13 protein-coding genes and 2 pseudogenes are annotated in these 16,939 nt (G+C 60.1%); 1 reads left to right on the top strand and 14 read right to left on the bottom strand.

The window, feature by feature from the left end; genetic code table 11:
• The 9 genes and pseudogenes from IRT44_RS10305 to IRT44_RS10265 form a co-directional block, all read right to left on the bottom strand.
• Entirely contained in the window at window positions 1-2,043 is a 2,043-nt protein-coding gene (locus IRT44_RS10305; protein WP_230076625.1) for an alginate lyase family protein, read from the bottom strand.
• Window positions 2,044-2,100: 57 nt separating this feature from the next.
• Complete coding sequence (locus IRT44_RS10300) at window positions 2,101-2,892, bottom strand: sugar phosphate isomerase/epimerase family protein (protein ID WP_230076624.1); 792 nt, start codon at window positions 2,890-2,892, stop codon at window positions 2,101-2,103.
• Complete coding sequence (locus IRT44_RS10295; RefSeq protein WP_171565764.1) at window positions 2,889-3,887, bottom strand: Gfo/Idh/MocA family protein; 999 nt, start codon at window positions 3,885-3,887, stop codon at window positions 2,889-2,891. The genes IRT44_RS10300 and IRT44_RS10295 overlap by 4 nt, the downstream gene beginning before the upstream one ends.
• Window positions 3,888-3,927: 40 nt before the next feature.
• Complete coding sequence (locus IRT44_RS10290; protein ID WP_171565765.1) at window positions 3,928-4,752, bottom strand: carbohydrate ABC transporter permease; 825 nt, start codon at window positions 4,750-4,752, stop codon at window positions 3,928-3,930.
• Window positions 4,753-4,783: 31 nt separating this feature from the next.
• Window positions 4,784-5,704 carry a carbohydrate ABC transporter permease gene (locus tag IRT44_RS10285; RefSeq protein WP_171565766.1) on the bottom strand — a complete coding sequence of 307 codons (921 nt, stop codon included), beginning with the start codon at window positions 5,702-5,704 and terminating at the stop codon, window positions 4,784-4,786.
• Window positions 5,705-5,716: 12 nt separating this feature from the next.
• On the bottom strand, window positions 5,717-7,051 hold the full coding sequence (locus tag IRT44_RS10280; protein ID WP_212132290.1) for an ABC transporter substrate-binding protein: 1,335 nt from the start codon (window positions 7,049-7,051) through the stop codon (window positions 5,717-5,719).
• Window positions 7,052-7,247: 196 nt separating this feature from the next.
• The gene (locus tag IRT44_RS10275; RefSeq protein WP_230076623.1) at window positions 7,248-8,597 is read right to left on the bottom strand and encodes a helix-turn-helix domain-containing protein; all 1,350 of its coding nucleotides are present in this window, start codon (window positions 8,595-8,597) and stop codon (window positions 7,248-7,250) included.
• Between the two features lie 32 nt (window positions 8,598-8,629).
• Window positions 8,630-9,690: pseudogene (locus tag IRT44_RS10270) on the bottom strand (dihydrodipicolinate synthase family protein).
• 1 nt (window position 9,691) lies between these two features.
• Window positions 9,692-10,708 (bottom strand): NAD-dependent epimerase/dehydratase family protein, encoded by a 1,017-nt coding sequence (locus IRT44_RS10265; RefSeq protein ID WP_212132292.1) that lies wholly within the window; start codon window positions 10,706-10,708, stop codon window positions 9,692-9,694.
• A gap of 319 nt (window positions 10,709-11,027) precedes the next feature.
• On the opposite strand from IRT44_RS10265, the gene nhaC reads away from it, so the two are divergent.
• On the top strand, window positions 11,028-12,374 hold the full coding sequence (gene nhaC / locus IRT44_RS10260; protein ID WP_230076622.1) for a Na+/H+ antiporter NhaC: 1,347 nt from the start codon (window positions 11,028-11,030) through the stop codon (window positions 12,372-12,374).
• Between the two features lie 4 nt (window positions 12,375-12,378).
• Here nhaC and IRT44_RS10255 read toward each other — a convergent pair whose 3' ends face one another.
• The 5 genes and pseudogenes from IRT44_RS10255 to IRT44_RS10235 all read right to left on the bottom strand — a co-directional run bounded on the left by IRT44_RS10255 (window position 12,379) and on the right by IRT44_RS10235 (window position 16,936).
• Window positions 12,379-13,590, bottom strand: a complete 1,212-nt coding sequence (locus IRT44_RS10255; protein WP_230076621.1) for a sensor domain-containing diguanylate cyclase — start codon at window positions 13,588-13,590, stop codon at window positions 12,379-12,381.
• Between the two features lie 64 nt (window positions 13,591-13,654).
• Window positions 13,655-13,981, bottom strand: a complete 327-nt coding sequence (locus IRT44_RS10250; protein WP_171565773.1) for a DUF3870 domain-containing protein — start codon at window positions 13,979-13,981, stop codon at window positions 13,655-13,657.
• Window positions 13,982-14,247: 266 nt separating this feature from the next.
• Window positions 14,248-15,155 (bottom strand): annotated as a pseudogene (gene murQ / locus IRT44_RS10245) (N-acetylmuramic acid 6-phosphate etherase).
• The gene (locus IRT44_RS10240) at window positions 15,136-16,125 is read right to left on the bottom strand and encodes an N-acetylglucosamine kinase (protein ID WP_230076620.1); all 990 of its coding nucleotides are present in this window, start codon (window positions 16,123-16,125) and stop codon (window positions 15,136-15,138) included. The pseudogene murQ and the gene IRT44_RS10240 overlap by 20 nt, the downstream one beginning before the upstream one ends.
• The gene (locus IRT44_RS10235; protein WP_171565776.1) at window positions 16,112-16,936 is read right to left on the bottom strand and encodes a carbohydrate ABC transporter permease; all 825 of its coding nucleotides are present in this window, start codon (window positions 16,934-16,936) and stop codon (window positions 16,112-16,114) included. Before IRT44_RS10235 ends, IRT44_RS10240 begins: the two co-directional genes overlap by 14 nt.
• Window positions 16,937-16,939 lie beyond the last annotated feature (3 nt).

The raw sequence follows: 16,939 nt of genomic DNA, 5'->3' as shown, positions 1-16,939 counted from the left end.
TCACACCTTCACCACATACGCCTGCCCGCCCTGCCCCGCATCGCGGCGAATCAGTATTACCTCACCGCTCATGTGCGTTCCGGCGAATTGATAGCTGTCCGGTCCTTGATGAGAGAAGAGCGCCACCGCCGACCGCCCCTCCCGCCGGATCTCCAGCGCCGTTACCTGCTTTGCATCCAACAGGCGGTCCCGCGTATCCCTCACCTCCAGTTCCCGCACGAAAAGGCCGGCTTCCTCCCGCCCCAGATGGGTGGTCAGGACAGTTACAAAGGCGTGAAACCCGTGTGCCGCCTGCCGATAGACCAGCTTCTTCGCCGCCCGCTTCTGGTTGTAGTGGCGGGAAATCCAGCAGGGCTGCATCGTCCATTCGCCTTGGCCGAGCTGTATCAGGGTCAGATTGGCGCCCTCGGAAAAGGCGGTACGGGCCGTATTTGTCTCCCGATCGATCTGCAGCGGGACGTCCTCGGCAAAGTGAAAGTGCTGCGCGTATCCGTGAGCGCCTTCGGATCGGAAGGTATCCACCACGATCCAGCAGTCCGGCGGCACGTACAAAATCCGCCGCAACACCTGCACCGGCTGGCTGAGCGACAGGTACCCGTCGTGCCCCGCCTGCGCGTACGCATACGCCTCGTGAATGCGACAGTACCTGTCAACGGGCAGCGCCGTCCTGCCCCACAGCCACGAGTCGATGTAAGCGGACATCGGCAGGCCGTCCACGGTGACGACGTTGTGCTGAAACGCTTCCTTAAAATATTTGCGCTCGTCGTTTTCCATGTAGGTATAGCGGCCGGCATCGACGAGAAACTCGCGACCGTAGGCAGACAGCTCGATGTGCAGCAGATCGTCGTGACCGTGCGCTTTTCCCGTCAGGGCCATGTGTCCGGCGTCAAACAGCAGATAATGGGCGTCCGGCGACCACTCGCTGCGCATGGCGACATACCCCGCCTGTTCGAGATGAACCGAAACAAACGCAGGTGGTTCGGCCGGGAGCCGCTCGTACGCCTCCACCCCCTCGCGGCCAAAGTACCAGATGCCCTGATAGTCCAGCACGGGATAGGCCTGCGATTTCAAATCTCCCCGGGAAAACAACACGGCGCCCTGGCAGAGGATGTCGCGAATGTCGGTATCGTCGCTGTCGCTGGCCATCGGCTGGTGACCGTTTGGTTTCATGAGCGCGAGCGAAGCAGTGTACATGTTATGGAGCGTCCGCTTCAGCTCGTCGGGATACGCCACTCCGTTTTTCTCCGCCAGCCAGACGCATTCAAACAGACACTGCAGCACTTCGTGGTGATACATCGGAGACTGTTCGTTGTGCATGCCGTCTTCAAACACCTGCAGGCGGACCATCGCGGACAGCCGCTCGATGGCCGCGCGCAGCCACGTCTGCGCCTCAGCCAGGTCAGGAAACAACAACCCGATTTGAAACAATCCGTTTGTTTCCAAAAATCCCCAGTTGCTCTGCCGATCGTGCGGCACGTAGGCGATGTGCAGATACATGCCGTGCAGCCGCAGCGCCTCCCAAAACAGCCGCTCTTCGTCCCTTCCCCATGCGGGAGAGCTGCGGACACAGTGATAGCCCTTGATCCAGTTGACGATCCGGATGCCGCTGTCCAGTTTGCGCCACGTATCCTTTACGTTGTAATAACGTTCTCGGCTGGCGTGCACCTCTTCTTCCGTCAGCGGGTTTTGCTCCAACCAGTCCTTCATCAGCCGAACAAAGCCGGCCGCGTACTTTTCGTCGCCGGTCAGCCAGTACGCCTGCCCCAGTTCCGCCATGTACCGCGCCCGATTGAGCATGACTGTCCACTCAAAATCACCGTTGTGCCGGTACGTCCAATCGATGCGTCCGGGAAAGGTGACCGGCGTGTCGCAGCGCTCCATGTCCCAGCGGTGGGTAAAGATAAAGGTGTTTTCGCAGGCGAGGTCCGCCCGTTTCAACACCTCGTCCACCTCCTGCGGCCAATGGGATCGGCAGGCGGCAACCACATAGTCCCGGTCCTGCTCAGACCAAAAATACGCAGGCGTTGTCCTGTGTTCAGCCATGATTTCTCCTCCTCGCGAAGCGGGACGTCCTTTACGCGTGACTCGTCCCCGCTCCGTTCATTCTGTACGCGCGATCATCTTTACCTCTTCGAGCGATTGCGTGACGCACGACTCCGCCTGCTCGCCGAAGTATTCGAAGGAGACAAAGCCCCGGTAGCCGCGCCTGACCAGCTCAGCCAACAGCTTCCGATTGTCCACGTCCCCCGTAAAGACGGAGACGGGAACGCTGTCGGCCCACCGCTGCGGCTGCCAGCGGTAGTTTTTGAGATGGACGTGATCGATCCAGCGGTACAGGCGATCCAGCGCGACCAACTGGTCCCGTCCGTCCACGTACAGGTTGAAGCCGTCAAAAATCAGGCGCAAGCGCGGATGATCGGCCGCAGCCAGCAGCGTTTCCACTCCCTCGATGCTGTCGGCGTAGGTGTTGTTGTGCAGCTCCACGGCCACGGTTACACCGTATTGCTCCCCTCGCTTCGCCGCCTGCTGCAGGGCGGCAATCATCCGCTCCCGCTCTTCTGCCGTCGACTGAGCAAACGGCTTCGTGCCGGCAAAGACGCGCACGGCCGGACAGCCCAGCGCGACCGCCTGCCGCATCGCTGCCTCCGTCTCCGCCAGACTCTCCGCTTCCCTGCCGGGAGAAAAATTGGCATACGTGCTGAGCATCGGCACGGCCATCCCCAAGCGGTGCAGCAGGTCGCGCACCTGCGTCAGCGTCCTGTTACGTCCTTTTTCTTCGGCCAGATGTCCCGTCCAGATTTCGAGCCCGTCCAATCCCAAGCGTCTGGCGACAGCGACTGCCTCTTCCAGCGAGTGTTCCTTCCATCCCGTCGTGCACATGCTCCATTTCACCGCGCTGACCTCCCCTGTGCGACTTCCACTTCCGCGCCGAGGTGATGCGAGCGATACATCGCCTCCACCACGCCGACGACACTTTTCCCATACGCCCCGGAGCACTCCGGTTCGGAGCCGGTGCGGATTGCCGCAAGCAGCGCCGCAAACTGCAGGGCGAACGGATCAGCTTCCTCTTCCACCTCGACGCGCCGGTACTCCCCGCCGTCGCTCATCCACAGCCCTTTGCCGCTGACCAGTTTCAGCATCCCGCCGGTAAAGATCAGCTCGGTTTCGTCTTTCGCCGCTCCCTTGTATCCGGACTGTGAAATCGTCGCCACCACGCCGCTGTCCGTCTCCAAATAGGCCAGGCCGCTCCCCTCGACGTCTCCCCTCGGGCCGAAGTGGCTGACAGATGCCTTCACCCGGACCACCCTGCTGTCCGTCAGCCACTGCAGCTTGTCGACGGAATGGACGCCCAGATTCATCAGTATGCCGCCGCCCGCCTTGGCCTTATCCAAAAACCAGGCAGGCCGCTCTTCACGGAAGTAGTGGAGGTGGCGCGTGTCGTTGACCATCACCAGCCGGCCCAGCGCCCCGGTTTTCATCAGCGCTTTGGCTTTGCGGTTCTCCGGCTTGAAGTGCTGGGTATGCCCCACCATCAGCGTCACGCGGTGCTGCTGCGCCGCCCGGATGATCGCATCGCACTCCGCTTCGTTCCTCGCCATGGGCTTTTCCAACAAGATGTGGCAGCCGTGCTCCGCAGCGAGGACGGCGGCCTCCCGGTGCAGGTGGTGCGGCAGGGCCACAACCGCGATATCAGGCTGTTCCCGTTCCACCATCTCCCTGTAGGACGTGTAGGGAGTGACGCCGAAGCGTCTGCCAACCGCCTGTGCCCGCCCGGCGTCGATGTCGGCGACCGCGACCGCCTTTAGCTCGCTGCTCGTTTTGATCGCCTCCAAATGGCTGTTGGCGATTTCGCCCGCCCCGATGACGACGACCCGGTACATGTCCATCACCCTTTCCGCTTGCCGCAGGGAGCTGTCCCGCGGCCGTTTACTTCAAACCGGAACTGCCTGCTCCGTGGACAAAGTACTTTTCTCCGATGAGAAAGACGATGAGAATGGGCAGGAGACTCAACAGCGCGGCCGCCACCAGGTACTGTTCGTTCCCGAACCACTGCCCCTGCAGCGCCAGGATGCCGATCGGCAGCGTGTACTTTTCTTTGGACGTCAGGTACAGCACCGGCATCAGAATTTCGTTCCACTTGGTCATGAAGGTAAAGATGGCCAGCGTGGCGAGAGCCGGCTTGCACATGGGCAAAAATATCCGCCAGTAGATTTGGAACGGATTGCAGCCGTCCAGCTTGGCCGCGTCTTCATACGCGGTCGGGACGCTCAAAAACGCCTGCCGCATCAGGAAGATCCCGAACGGCTGCCCGAGCCACTCGATAATCCACAGCGGCATCAGGGTATCCAGCATCTTTAGCTCCTTGAAGATGATAAACTGCGGAATCATCGTCACAACGGCGGGAATCATCATCGTTCCCAGCACGATCAGAAACAGCGTGTTTTTGAAGGGAAAATCCAGTCGGGCAAACGCGTAGGCGATCATGGAGTTGGACAGAATGGCCCCGATGACAGACAGGATCGCGACGATCAGGCTGTTCAACGTGTAGGTGCCAAAATCAGCCATGTTCCAGACTTCGGCGTAGTTGCTCCACTGCACGGGATCGGGCAGCCACGTGGACGGTACGGCCGTGTACTGCTGATACGTCTTCAGCGAGTTGAATACGGCGGTGACAAAGGGCACAAGCATCACGAGCGAACTGAACAGAATCACAGCGTAGCCGGCTGCTTTTTTCAATCGGAAGTAGTTCATGGAACGCCTCCTTTCACTCCGGGACCCATCCTTATTTCTCGTAATACACCCAGCGCTTTTGCAGTTTGACCTGGATCAGCGTAAGCACGAACAAAATGATGAACAGCACCCAGGCGATTGCCGAGGCATAGCCCATATGGAGGAAGGAAAAGCCTTCGCGATACAGGTACACCATCAGCAGCAGGCTGGCGTTGTTGGGGCCGCCGGCCGCCGTGGCGTCCACCGATCCGCCGGTCATCACGTAGATTTGCTCAAACGCCTGAAACGTGGAGATGGTGCTGAGGATGAGGACCAAAAAGGTCGTCCCGGAGATCATCGGCATGGTGATCTTGAAAAACTTTTTGACTGTTCCCGCTCCGTCGATGTCGGCCGCCTCGTACATCTCCTGCGGAACGTTTTGCAGACCCGCCAGAAAGATCACCATGATGTAGCCGACCCCCTTCCAGACAGCCACCAGCACCAGGATGGGGATGACCAGCAACTCGTCCTGCAGCCATTTCTGCGGCTCCAGCCCCAGCCGCATGAGCAGGGAGTTGGCCATGCCGAAACGCGGGTTGAAGATCGCGTCGGCCACGTAGTAGATCACCGTCCAGGAGGAGATGACCGGCAGAAAATGGGCCAGCCGGATCAGCTTCAACCCCCTCAGCTTCTGGTTCAGCGCGACCGCCAGCACCAGTGCCAGAAAGGTCTGGGCCGGCACGAACAAGACGGCGAAATAAACGGTGTTCCACAGCGCTTTCCAAAACACCGGGTCCTGCACCAGCTTCTCGTAATTGGCCAGACCCACCCACTTTGGCGGATTCAGGATGTCATAGTCCGAAAAACTGAAATAGAGCGAGGCGAGAAACGTCACCGCCACAAACACGACGAAGTGGACGATGTAAGGGGAGACCATTAAAAGTCCCCATCTCCCCTCGCTCTTCTTTAGGGCATTTTTCTTCACCGTTTCCATCTCGACGCGCCCTCACTTTTTGTAAAATGCGTCCAGCACCTGCTGCACTTCTTGATCCGCCTTGGCCATCGCTTCCTCTACCGACATCTCGCCCAAGAAGGCACGGTTCATGTTGTCGTTAAACTTGCTCAGCCACTCTTCCCACACCGCGTTGTCGTCCAGCCGGCCGGCGAAGGCGAAGCTGTCCAAAAACGCCTGCTTGTTTTGCGGCGGAGTGCCGGTATCGAGGAACAGCGGGGAGTTCGCCACCGATTTTTTCACCGGCACCGCTTCGCCCAGACGGGCCCATTCCTGCTGCACCTCGTCGTCCGTCACCCAGTACTTGATCCACTCCCAGGCAGCCTGTGCCTTCGCGTCGCTCGTCTTGCTGTTGATCACCCAGGAATTGGCGATGATCGGGGCAAACCGCTTGCCGTCCGGCCCTTTGGGCAGCAGGGTAACGTCGTAGTTCAGGCCCGCTTCGTTGGCCGCCAGCACCCTGGCGTAAATGCCGATCCGCATCGCTGCCTGCCTGCTGGGGAACGGGGCGACCGGGCTTTTAAAGCTTTTCAGATCGCTCGGATCGGTAAACAGGTTGCGCTTCATCCCGTCCACAATCCACTCCAGCGCCTGCTTGTTTTCCGGCGATTGGATGATCGATTTTTGCATCGTCTCGTCCAATACGCCGCCGCCGTAGGACTTGAGCACGCTCATCCAGCCCTCGGTGATGCTGAAAAAGGCCAGGCCGAATTGATTGACAGCCTTTCCGTCAAAGGCCGGGTCGCGGGCATTGCGTCCGCTGCTGTCAAGCGTAAGCACTTCAGCCGCTTGTTTCAGATCGTCCCAGGTCCAGTTTTCGTTCGGGTACGGCACTCCCGCTTTGTCAAACATCTCCTTGTTGTAAAACAGCACCGCGATCTGCAGCCCCTGCGGCACTCCCCAGTAGCGTCCGTCGGCGTCCTTGTTGAACTCCAGGCCGTAGTAGTCGTCCGTGTTCAAGTCCCTCATGACCCAGTCGGTCAGATCCCTGGCAGCCCCCCGCTCGGCAAACTTGGCCACGTAGACACCGTCGGAGAGCCAGACGTCAGGCGCGCTGCCGGCGGCAATCTGGGTGTCCAGCTTTTGAAAGAACTTGCCGTATGGCGCCGATTCTGTCGTCACTTCGATGTTGCGGTGCTTTTCCATGAATCGCTTCACCAGCTCCTGCATTTTTGCATCCGAGGAGCCGGACGAGTAGTAGCCGAGTTTTATGGACACCTTTTCGCCGGTCTCTCCAGAGGCGTCCTGGCTGCCCGAGCAGCCGCTGATGAGCAGCGTTCCGCTCAGGCCAACGGCTGCCAGCCATTTGATGATGCGGTGTTTACGCATGCGAATCCCCCCGTTTTTTTCCGTTACCAATCGGATGAGCCGGGTCTGCCGTCAGGACGGTGGACCGCTCATCCAGGTCCAAGCCCCATTCGGCAATAATATTGAAAACATTCAGATAAATGCTGCTGTACTTCAACTGTACGCAATCCCCAGATAATGGGTCAATGTCGAAAACCCGTCTGAAATTCCTTCCCGCTCACTCGGCCGAGGCCCGCTCATGCTCGCTGTGGTTGATCGGAGAGGCGGCAAAAGAGAGGCGGTACACCTGCCGCGGCCTGCCCCGCGACGTGATTTTTTCCACCCCGACGATCTCCACCAGCCCGGCGTCGAGCCACTGCAGCAAGATGCGGTGGGCGCTGCGTACGGTCACCCCAAGAATCGAGGCCAGCTCTTGCGCGGTGTACTCCGTTTTCCCCAGACGCGTGACCTGTGCCATCAGTTTGCTCATGTAGGCAGCGGTCATGCCCGCCTTTTCCGCCTTTTGCAGCAGGTCCTTGTCGGTGATGGACAGCCCGTACACCATCGGATGCGCCATTTCGACCGGTCCGATGACGCTCCTGTCTTCCAGCACGATGAAGCAGATGTCCCCTCCGAACTCTTTGGATTGGCGGAGCGCCAGCCGGGCGTGGGTTCCCGCTTCGTTGGCCGACTTGCCAAAGCCGACGCCAATACTGAGCGAAACGCCCAGGGCGGATTTCGCGTCCGACAAGAGCGGAATGAATTTGTACCCTCTCGTCTCCCGTTCGAAAATTCCCCGGGTGGTGACAAACTGGTACTCTCCCCCGCCCAGGCTGGTCAAATAGCCGTCCAGGCAGCCCACGTAATCGAGAAACATCCGGTGAATCTCCAGTTTTCGCTTCTGCACGTCGTACTCGGACGAGCTCCGCTCTACCCACTGCGTGTAGCCGTCGATCTGAATCAGTCCGAAGACGATTTGCGACTCCTTGTTGCGCCGCTTCTCCGTGGACAGCAGCGCCCGCTCCAGGGATACGGTGATGTCCTGGATGGTGGGCGTCACCCACTCGTTGGGAATGCCAAGACTGGTCAGCGCGTCGGACACGGCCTTCACGCCGGTCAGCGCCCCGTCGCTTATCCCCTGCTCAAACGCTTCCCGGTGAAAGCGGATCATCTCCTCCACCTGATAGGAGCCCCCGCTGTAGTAGTGCATCTCGGCAAACGGCTCTCCCAGTTCGTTCAGCACTTTTTCCACCGCCTGCGGGGCAATCGTGTCAATGGAGAAGCAGCCCCTCTTCCTGTACGGATACAGGCGAAACAGCGCGCGGTACAGTCCCGTTCCCGTCAGCGGCACGTAGTGGACCGGGACGGTAAAGGACACGGATTCCTTGGCGATTTTGTACGGATAGTAGCCGGAAAACAGCAGCACCTCCACTTCGTCCATCAACTCTCGGGCAAAGACGGGCGCGTCCGTAATCTGATCGGAAGCGCGAAATACGGGGATGAAATTGGGAAACGATTTGATCGCCTCCCGGATGTTTTCCACAATCGCGACTGGTCCGATAACCCCGATCTTGATTTTGATCTGCATCGCCACGCCCTCCTCCCTGCGCCTGTTGGGACTTATGACAGCCACTCATCCAAATGTTTTTGGACAAACCAATCGTCATTCAGCTCCGGGTACTCCCGGTACACGCGGTCAATCTCCTCCATCTGGCCTTCCGACAGTTCTTCATCCGGCCGCAGGCACCATCGCCCCGCCAGCAGCCCCTGCCGCCGCAGCACTTCGTGGATGCCGGGGATGCACCCGGCAAAGTGATGTGCGGGGTCGAAAAAGGCGGCATTGGCGTCCGTAACGGCGATGCCGCGGACCAGCAGCTCTGCCGGAATCATCCCGCTCTCCCTCGCCCGCTTGATCTCGTCGAGCAGCCTCACAGCCGCATGCGTCCAGACCGCCCAGTGGCCGAGCAGCCCCCGACGATCCGTTTTTCCACCGGCTTTCCGTCCACCCAAACCCGATAGATCGTCAGCAGATCGGCGACGATGTTGTCGTCGTTGCCCGTGTACAGGGCAATGTCGTCACGGCGGCTGGATTGGCAGACGGCCCGCACGACATCGAGCGTCTGGTACCGGTTGAACGGGGCGATCTTCACCGCCATGACGCCGGGAATCTCGGCAAACTCCCGCCAAAACGCGGCGCTCAGCACCCGTCCCCCGACTGCGGGCTGCAGGTAAAAGCCAAACACCGGGATTACTTTGGCGATCTCCTCGGTTCGCCGCAGCAGGTCCGCTTCACTCCAGTCGTGAAGCCCTCCCATGCTGACCAGCCCCAGATCGTAGCCCAGTTTGGCCGCCAATTCCGCTTCGTGCAGCGCCTGTGCGGTGGGGCCGCAAATGCCTGCTACCTTGATGAACGAGTCGGTTTTTCCCGCCCGCTCCACTTCCTCGGCAGCGAGACGCAGCACCGGTTCCAGCAGATTGATCTCCCGGTCCCTGATCTCAAACTGGGTCGTGTGGACTCCCACGGCCACTCCACCGGCTCCGGCAGCCAGATAGTATCGCGTCAGCCCGCGCTGCCGCCGTTCGTCCAGCTTGCGTGAGGCATCGAGCGCGAGCGGGTGGGCCGGAATCACCACCCCTTCGTACAGGTTTTTGGCGACAGCCGGACGAAGCCCTTGGACCACCTCAAAATTCCCCCTTTCGCTCCTGGAAGCGCGTCGCTTTGTTCAAAATCTCGCCGCCCGCTTCGATCCACTCCACCGTCCAGTCGATCATCTGCTGAAGCGAGACCCGCGGGTACCCGAACAGCCGATGGGCTTCAGACGCATTGCTCAGGAGGGCGGTATCCTGCTCCTCGTTCACGAAGATGGGATCGACCCCAAAGCGCTTGGCGAACTGTTCAGCCAGCCAGCGTACGGAAATCGTTTCCGGACCGGTTACGTTCAGGATGCGAGGAGGCGTGTCGCACAGGGCGAGCGAGCGGATCGCCATTTCGTTGGCGTCCCCCTGCCAGATGACGTTGACGTGCCCCATGCTCAAATCAATCGGCTGCCGCTCGCGGACGGCTGAGGCTACTTCCAGCAGGACCCCGTATCTCATGTCTATCGCATAATTGAGCCGAAAATGCAGCATGGGGATGTTGTAAACGGTTGAAAAATAGGAGAAAATCCGCTCCCGGCCCAGGCACGACTGCGCGTATTCGCCCACCGGCGCAACCGGCGTCTCCTCGGTGGCTCCTCCCCCTTTGACCGGCATGAGCGGATACACGTTCCCCGTCGAATAGGAGACGATCCGCGAGTGGCGAAACGCTTCCGCTACCCGGCCCGGCAGGTAGGCATTCATCGCCCAGGTATACGGCTCTCGGCCAGTCGTGCCAAACTTTTGGCCGGCCATGTAGATGACATTCTCCGCCTTGGGCAGCTGCTGAAGCTGTTGGTCGTCCAGCAAATCGGCCGATATCGTTTCAATCCCGGCTGCCTCCAGCTTGGATCGGAGCGTCCCGGAGGAAAAACGGGAAACGCCAATCACCCGCTGCTTCCCTCCTGCCGCCCTGATCGCGTTTTTCGCCAACATGGCCAAACTGGGTCCCATCTTGCCGCCGACGCCGAGGATGATCAGATCCCCGTCCAGTTGGGATACCGCTCGAACCAAATCGTCTGAAGGTTCTGTCATTTTCCGTTCCAATTCTTCCACTGTCTTCATGCGTTCACCCCGATTTACGTGTTCTTCCTGCGAATGTTCTACTACACAGCGCTGTAGGTTTATTGTAAGAAGGGGGACGTAGAACAGACAAGGACGAAAACGCGTCTGAAATTCGGGGTGGACAGCGGCAGGAAAATCCCTATGACGTAATTGCCCACTATTTTTTTACCATTCTGAATACGACAAAAATCATTGACGAATCAAGCAAATCAGGCTACAGTACCCCTATCTCACTTAAACGCACAAAAGCACAAAAGCCGTAAAGCTAAAAAGCGGAAACGTGCATACATTCCACTTTTTACAAGGAGTATGACTATTGATGAACAAATCGTTGTCGTTTGCGCAAAGCGCATCGGTGCTGGCTGCCGTCGTTGCCGTGCTGTTTCCCGCCATGTTCTGGGGAAAAGCCGAGCCGCACATGCCGCTGTTGGCCGCGACCGTGGCCTCCACGGTTCTGCTGCGCCTGTACGGCATCAGGTGGAGCCGTATGGAGGAAGGCCTGGTGAAAGGGGTGCAGTCAGCCGTCGCGCCGATGCTGCTTCTCGCGCTGATCGGCATCCTGATCGGGGTATGGATGATGAGCGGAACGATTCCGACCATCCTGTACTACGGGATCGCCATCATCCAGCCGCAGTATTTTGCGCTGAGCGCCCTGTTCCTGACGCTCGTCATCTCTACCGTAACCGCAAGCTCGTTCACCACGGTCAGCACGGTCGGCATCGCGATGATGGGTGTCTCCACCGCCCTGGGGATGGACCCGCTCGTAACGGCAGGTGCCGTCATCTGCGGCGCTTGTTTTGGGGACAAAATGTCGCCATTGTCCGACACGACCAACATTGCCGCCGGAGTGACGGACGTGCCATTGACGACGCATATTCGCTTCATGACGCGGACGACCGTCCCCGCATTTGCCATTACCGTGCTGTTCTTTGCTCTGCAGGGACAGACAGCGCCTGTCGACCTGCAGGGAATTTACGCCATCCGGCAGGAACTGGAGCAGCACTTTACCATCTCGGCCCTGACCCTGCTGCCGGCGTTGGCTGTGCTCTTCTGCTCCGCCATGCGCATACCGATCATGCCGACGCTGGTTACGGGCATTGCCGGCGGGATCGCGGTCGCTGCGCTGCTGCAGGGCGTGACCTCGCCGGCCGAGTGGCTGAATGTGATGCAAAATGGGTTTCACGCCTCGTTTTCCAATGACATTGTCGCCTCGATCGTCAACCGCGGCGGCCTGATGTCGATGACCTGGTCGCTCTCCCTGATCCTGATCGCTCTCTCGCTGGGCGGTCTGCTGCACCACAGCGGCGTGTTTGATGGCCTGTTTCGCTCGCTGATGCAACGGATCAAGCGAGACAGCGGGCTGGTCGGGCTGGCCGGAACCTCCTCCATTCTGGTCAACGCGCTGACCGGTGAGCAGTACCTCTCCATCCTGCTGCCTGGCCAGATGTTTCGGGAGACCTTTGCCCGCAGGGGGATGGAGCTCAAGCGTCTCTCCCGCACCCTGGAGGACTGCGGCACGCTGGTCAATCCCCTCATTCCCTGGGGCGTGAGCGGCGCGTTTTTCACCAACATGCTGCACGTATCAACGGTTGAATACCTGCCGTACGCCCTGTTTTTGTGGCTGTCGCCGCTGTTTACCTTTATCTACGCCTGGTTCCGCCGCTAAAGCACTACGCCGAACCGTACACCGTGGTACAGTTTTTCCCGTTGTGCTTGGAGCGGTAGAGCGCTTCGTCTGCCGCCCGCTTCAACCCGTCTGCCGTGTCGGCGTGCTGGGGATAACATGCGATTCCCACGCTGACCGATACCGGAATGACCTGCTCTTCGCAAACCAGCGGGTGCAGGCGCAGGTACTCCCGGACAGCGCCCACTTTGGCCATCGCTTCGTCCAGCGTCGCCCGCGGGGACAGCAGCATGAACTCGTCTCCGGCGTAGCGGTAGACGCTGTCTTCCGGTGCGGCGCTCTGTTTTAACGCCTCGGCGATGCGCCGAATCAGCGCGTCGCCCAGGTGATGGCCGTACTGGTCGTTCACCGCTTTCAGATGGTCGGAGTCGAACATGATCAGCGCGACGGAGGACGGCTGGCTCTCTAGAAGCTGCTCCAGATCGCGGTGAAAGGCGCGGTAGTTCAGAATGCCGCTCAGCTCGTCCCGGAACGACATCTGGTACATCCGATCGTACAGCCTGGCGTTTTCAATCGCGCTGGCCACCTGGAAGCCGATGATGGCAAGCAGTTCCTCGTGCTCCTTTTTGTAGGCAAATTCGCGGTACGACTGGGCGGAGATCACCCCTTTGATCTGGTTGTCCAGCATCAGCGGCACAAAAATGCAGGCATTGGTGTCGTTGTCGGGGTTGCCCCACCGCACGGACGCCCCTTCCGCCTCATCATCCGACGTCTGCAGATGGACGGTTTGCCGGGTGGCGAGCACTTTGGAAATCAAACCTTTTCCGTAGGGGAGGGTGATCGGACCGTAGTTCACCCCGCTGTCGATGCAAAGCGGAATGCGGATCTCGTTGTCCCCTTCATCGTAAAAGGCGATCAGGAAGGCGTCTGTCGGCATGACCCGGGAGACCAGTTCAAAGGCCTTCCACAGAATCTTTTCTTCCTCAAAGGTCTTGGCAAAGATGTGGCTGAGGTCGTGGATAATTTTTAAATGTTCTGACAACCACAGCAGATGTGTCACTTTTTCATGCAGGGTGACAATTCCCTCCAGCAGTTGTTTGTGACCGATGTATTCAGGCTCCGGGAGATCCCCGGCAAGTTGGCGGGAGAGCGCATCCACTTCCTCGCGGTCCACCTGTTCGATCCGGTGCAGCCACTGGCTGTACCGTTTCAGCAGGTGCAGCGTGTACTCTTCCCTGGTCGATGGTTCTTCACGCATGTACAACCCTCCAGCACCTTCGAGCGTTGATCCTGTTGGCGCTTCGCCGCCGACTGCGCTTTCCCTATCGCTTTCTCTCGTGATAACGGTCGACTGCGGCGCGAATCGCCTGCAGCACCGCTCCCTGACCAGGCGCCAGGAAACGTTCCTGCACCTCCTGCACAATCTCCGCCATCCCGTTCGCGACTGATTTTCCTCTCAACAGCGAGGCGAGAAAGTCGCTCGTTTTCTCCATGACAAACGTAAAGCTGGCATCGCAGATGACATCGTCTTCCACGTCGATGATCAGCACACATCCCACCATCGTGGACAATTCGTACAAGGTCGTCCCCTTGGGTATTTGGGCAAAGCCTGCCGTCAACACGGTCCGCCTGTCCGTCCAGTCCGCCATCCGATTCATCCTCCCAGCTCATTGTTGGAATAGAACCCTTCGTCCGATCCGCTCCCTTGTTTGACGGACGAGAAAACGGCTACCCCTTCAAGGCAATAGCCTGTGCCGAATTTTATTGTTATGTACAACCAATTTTACCCTATTCCATCTGTTGTTTCCATCCTCTGGTCGATGGGTCAGATACATATACCGACGCCTCCCGCACAACAAAGCAAGGCGCAGGCGATCCGTGTCACCGGACCGGCCTGCGCCGCTGTCTCGTGTGTCTATTTCTTCGCTTGATCAATGGCGTTCCGCACCTTGCCGCCTGCCTGGCGCAGCCGCTCCGCCGCTTCCGCCGCCGACAGGCCGGCGAGCTTCATCACGATCGCCACGCGGGCGTCTCCGCCGGCTTCGGCGATCAACTGCTCCGCTTCGGCGTAGCTGACGCCGGCTGCCTGCATGACAATGTGCTTGGCCCGCTCCCGCAGTTTGTGGTTGGTCGCCTGTACGTTGACCATCAGGTTGCCGTACACTTTGCCCAGGTGGACCATGCTGGCCGTCGTCAGCATGTTCAGCACCATCTTGGTGGCGCTCCCCGCCTTCAGCCGCGTCGATCCGGTCACCACTTCCGGGCCGACGACGATGTTGATCGAGACGTCCACGCCCTGGCTGATGTCGGGATCGGGATTGCAGGAGAGGGAGACGGTGGCCGCCCCCGCGCCTTGGCTTCTTCCAGCGCGCCGATCACGTACGGCGTTCGGCCGCTGGCGGCTATGCCCACCACTACGTCACCGGCGCGGACGCCGCACCGGCGGACGTCTTCTTTTCCCAACTCCGGCGAGTCTTCCGCCCCTTCGATCGCTTCCTTCAACGCTGCTTCCCCGCCGGCGATGATTCCCTGCACCATTTGCGGATCAGTGCCAAAGGTGGGCGGACACTCCGCAGCATCCAGCACCCCCAGCCGGCCGCTTGTGCCGGCGCCGAAGTAAAAGAGGCGCCCTCCTGCTTCCAGGGCGGCGGCGATCATGTCCACAGCCCGTGCCACCTCGGGCAGAACACACTGTACGGCGTGCGCCACCTTTTTGTCCTCTTCGTTCATCAGCGTCACGATTTCCAGGCTGGACATCTGATCCAGCGACTCGCTCGCCTGGTTGCGCATCTCCGTTGTGAGCTCAAACAAGTTCTCCCCCATTGGCTTCCCCCTCTGGATGGTATCGGCACAGATTTTTCCTGACTGCTGCATTGACTGACAGGCCTGCCCGCCTCAGCGCCTCGGCCAGACAACCGGTCACCGGCAGCGCATCCGGCAGGACCGCCTCAAACCGGGCCATCTGCAGCACGGCGCGGCGCAGCATCGTATCAGATGCCAACAACCCGCCCGCCAGCACTACGGGCAGCCGCTCTCCAGCCTTGGCCCGACACGCCTCCGCCAGCTCCACGAGCGAAGCGGCTGCCTGCCGCACCAGCCGTCCGGCCACCTCGTCTCCTGCGGCAGCCGCCCGGTCCACCAGGATGGCCGCCCCGGCCAATTCCCTGCGCGGATTGGGCGATCCGTACAATCGAGCGATCAGTTGGTCGGGCGCCTCCACCCCGTAGTGCGACACCAGCATCCCGGTCAGCGCCGTCGGGTCGCCGCGGCCGTCAAACGCCCGGAGCACAGCCGCCACCGCCTGCCGGCCCAGGTCATAGCCGCTTCCCTCGTCGCCGACCAGATATCCCCAGCCTCCGACGCGATGCCGGCTCCCATCCGCCGTCAGCGCGTAGGCGATGGAACCGGTGCCGGCAATCAGCACGATGCCCGGTTCGCCCCAGGTGCCGGAGTAGAGTGCGGCCACGGCATCGTTGTCGATCTGCAGCCGCTCTCCCCACTCCGCTCGAAACGCGTTGGCAATCTGCGTCTGCACCTGCGGCCGGTCGGCACCGGCCAATCCGAAAAACAGCCCTTCCACCTCGTGTGCCGCCGCACCCGCCTGTTGGAAACAGTCGCGCAGCAACGCGCGCAGCGTCTCCTCCACCTCCGGCCAGGGGCGCGACAGCGGATTGCTTCCCTCTCCCATCGCCAGGGCGACGATCTGCCCGTCCGCACCGCAGACAGCCGCCGTAGTCTTGCTCCCGCCGCCGTCGATGCCGACAAACCAGCGCCGCTGTTCACTTGACCGCACCGGCTGTCAACCCCTCCATGAACTGCCTGGACGCCAGGAGAAACACGACGATCATCGGCAGGGCGGAGAGCGTCAGGCCGGCAAACAGCAGGCTCCAGTCCGTCTCGTACTCGCCGAACAGCACCATCATCCCCACCGGGATCGTCTTCAGCGTCTCTTCCTGGATGAAGATCAGCGGAAAAAAGAAATCGTTCCAGGCGCTGATAAAATTGATGATCACCACGGTCCCGAGCGCGGGCCGAATCAGCGGCAGCAGCACCCGCCACAGGATTTGAAAGTGGCTGCAGCCGTCGATTCGGGCGGCCTCCTCCAGTTCCACCGGCAGCGTGCGGAAAAAGCCGGTGAGGATGAACACGGAGATCGGGATGCCGCTCGCCGTATATATCACAATCAGCGACCAGAGGGAGTTTAACAGCCCCAGCTTTTTCATCAGCATGAACAGCGGCACAATCCCCAGCTTGATCGGGATCATCAAGCCGATCAGAAAGAAGAAGTACAGCACCCCTGTCCAGCGGAACGAGAACCGGGCCAGATAATAGGCGGCCATTGCCGAAACGAGGGCGATCAGCACGACCGAGGCGACGCTGACAACGATGCTGTTCCAAAAAAAGTGGCCAAACGGCACTGCCTCCCACAGCTTGCGGTACGTCTCCAGGCTGAACGAGCGGGGCAGCGAGAGCGGATCAGAAAAAATCTCCACATTGGTTTTAAACGACGAGACGATCATCAGCACAATCGGGTACGTCGCCACCAGCGCAAACAGATAGGCGAACACATACTGCAGCGACCGGACGCCCACGCCAGTTTTCACAAG

Source organism: Brevibacillus sedimenti, from assembly GCF_020923495.1.
GTDB lineage: Bacteria > Bacillota > Bacilli > Brevibacillales > Brevibacillaceae > Brevibacillus > Brevibacillus aydinogluensis.
The sequence above is the reverse complement of the archived record's forward strand: the minus strand, read 5'-3'. Positions and strand labels throughout refer to the sequence as shown.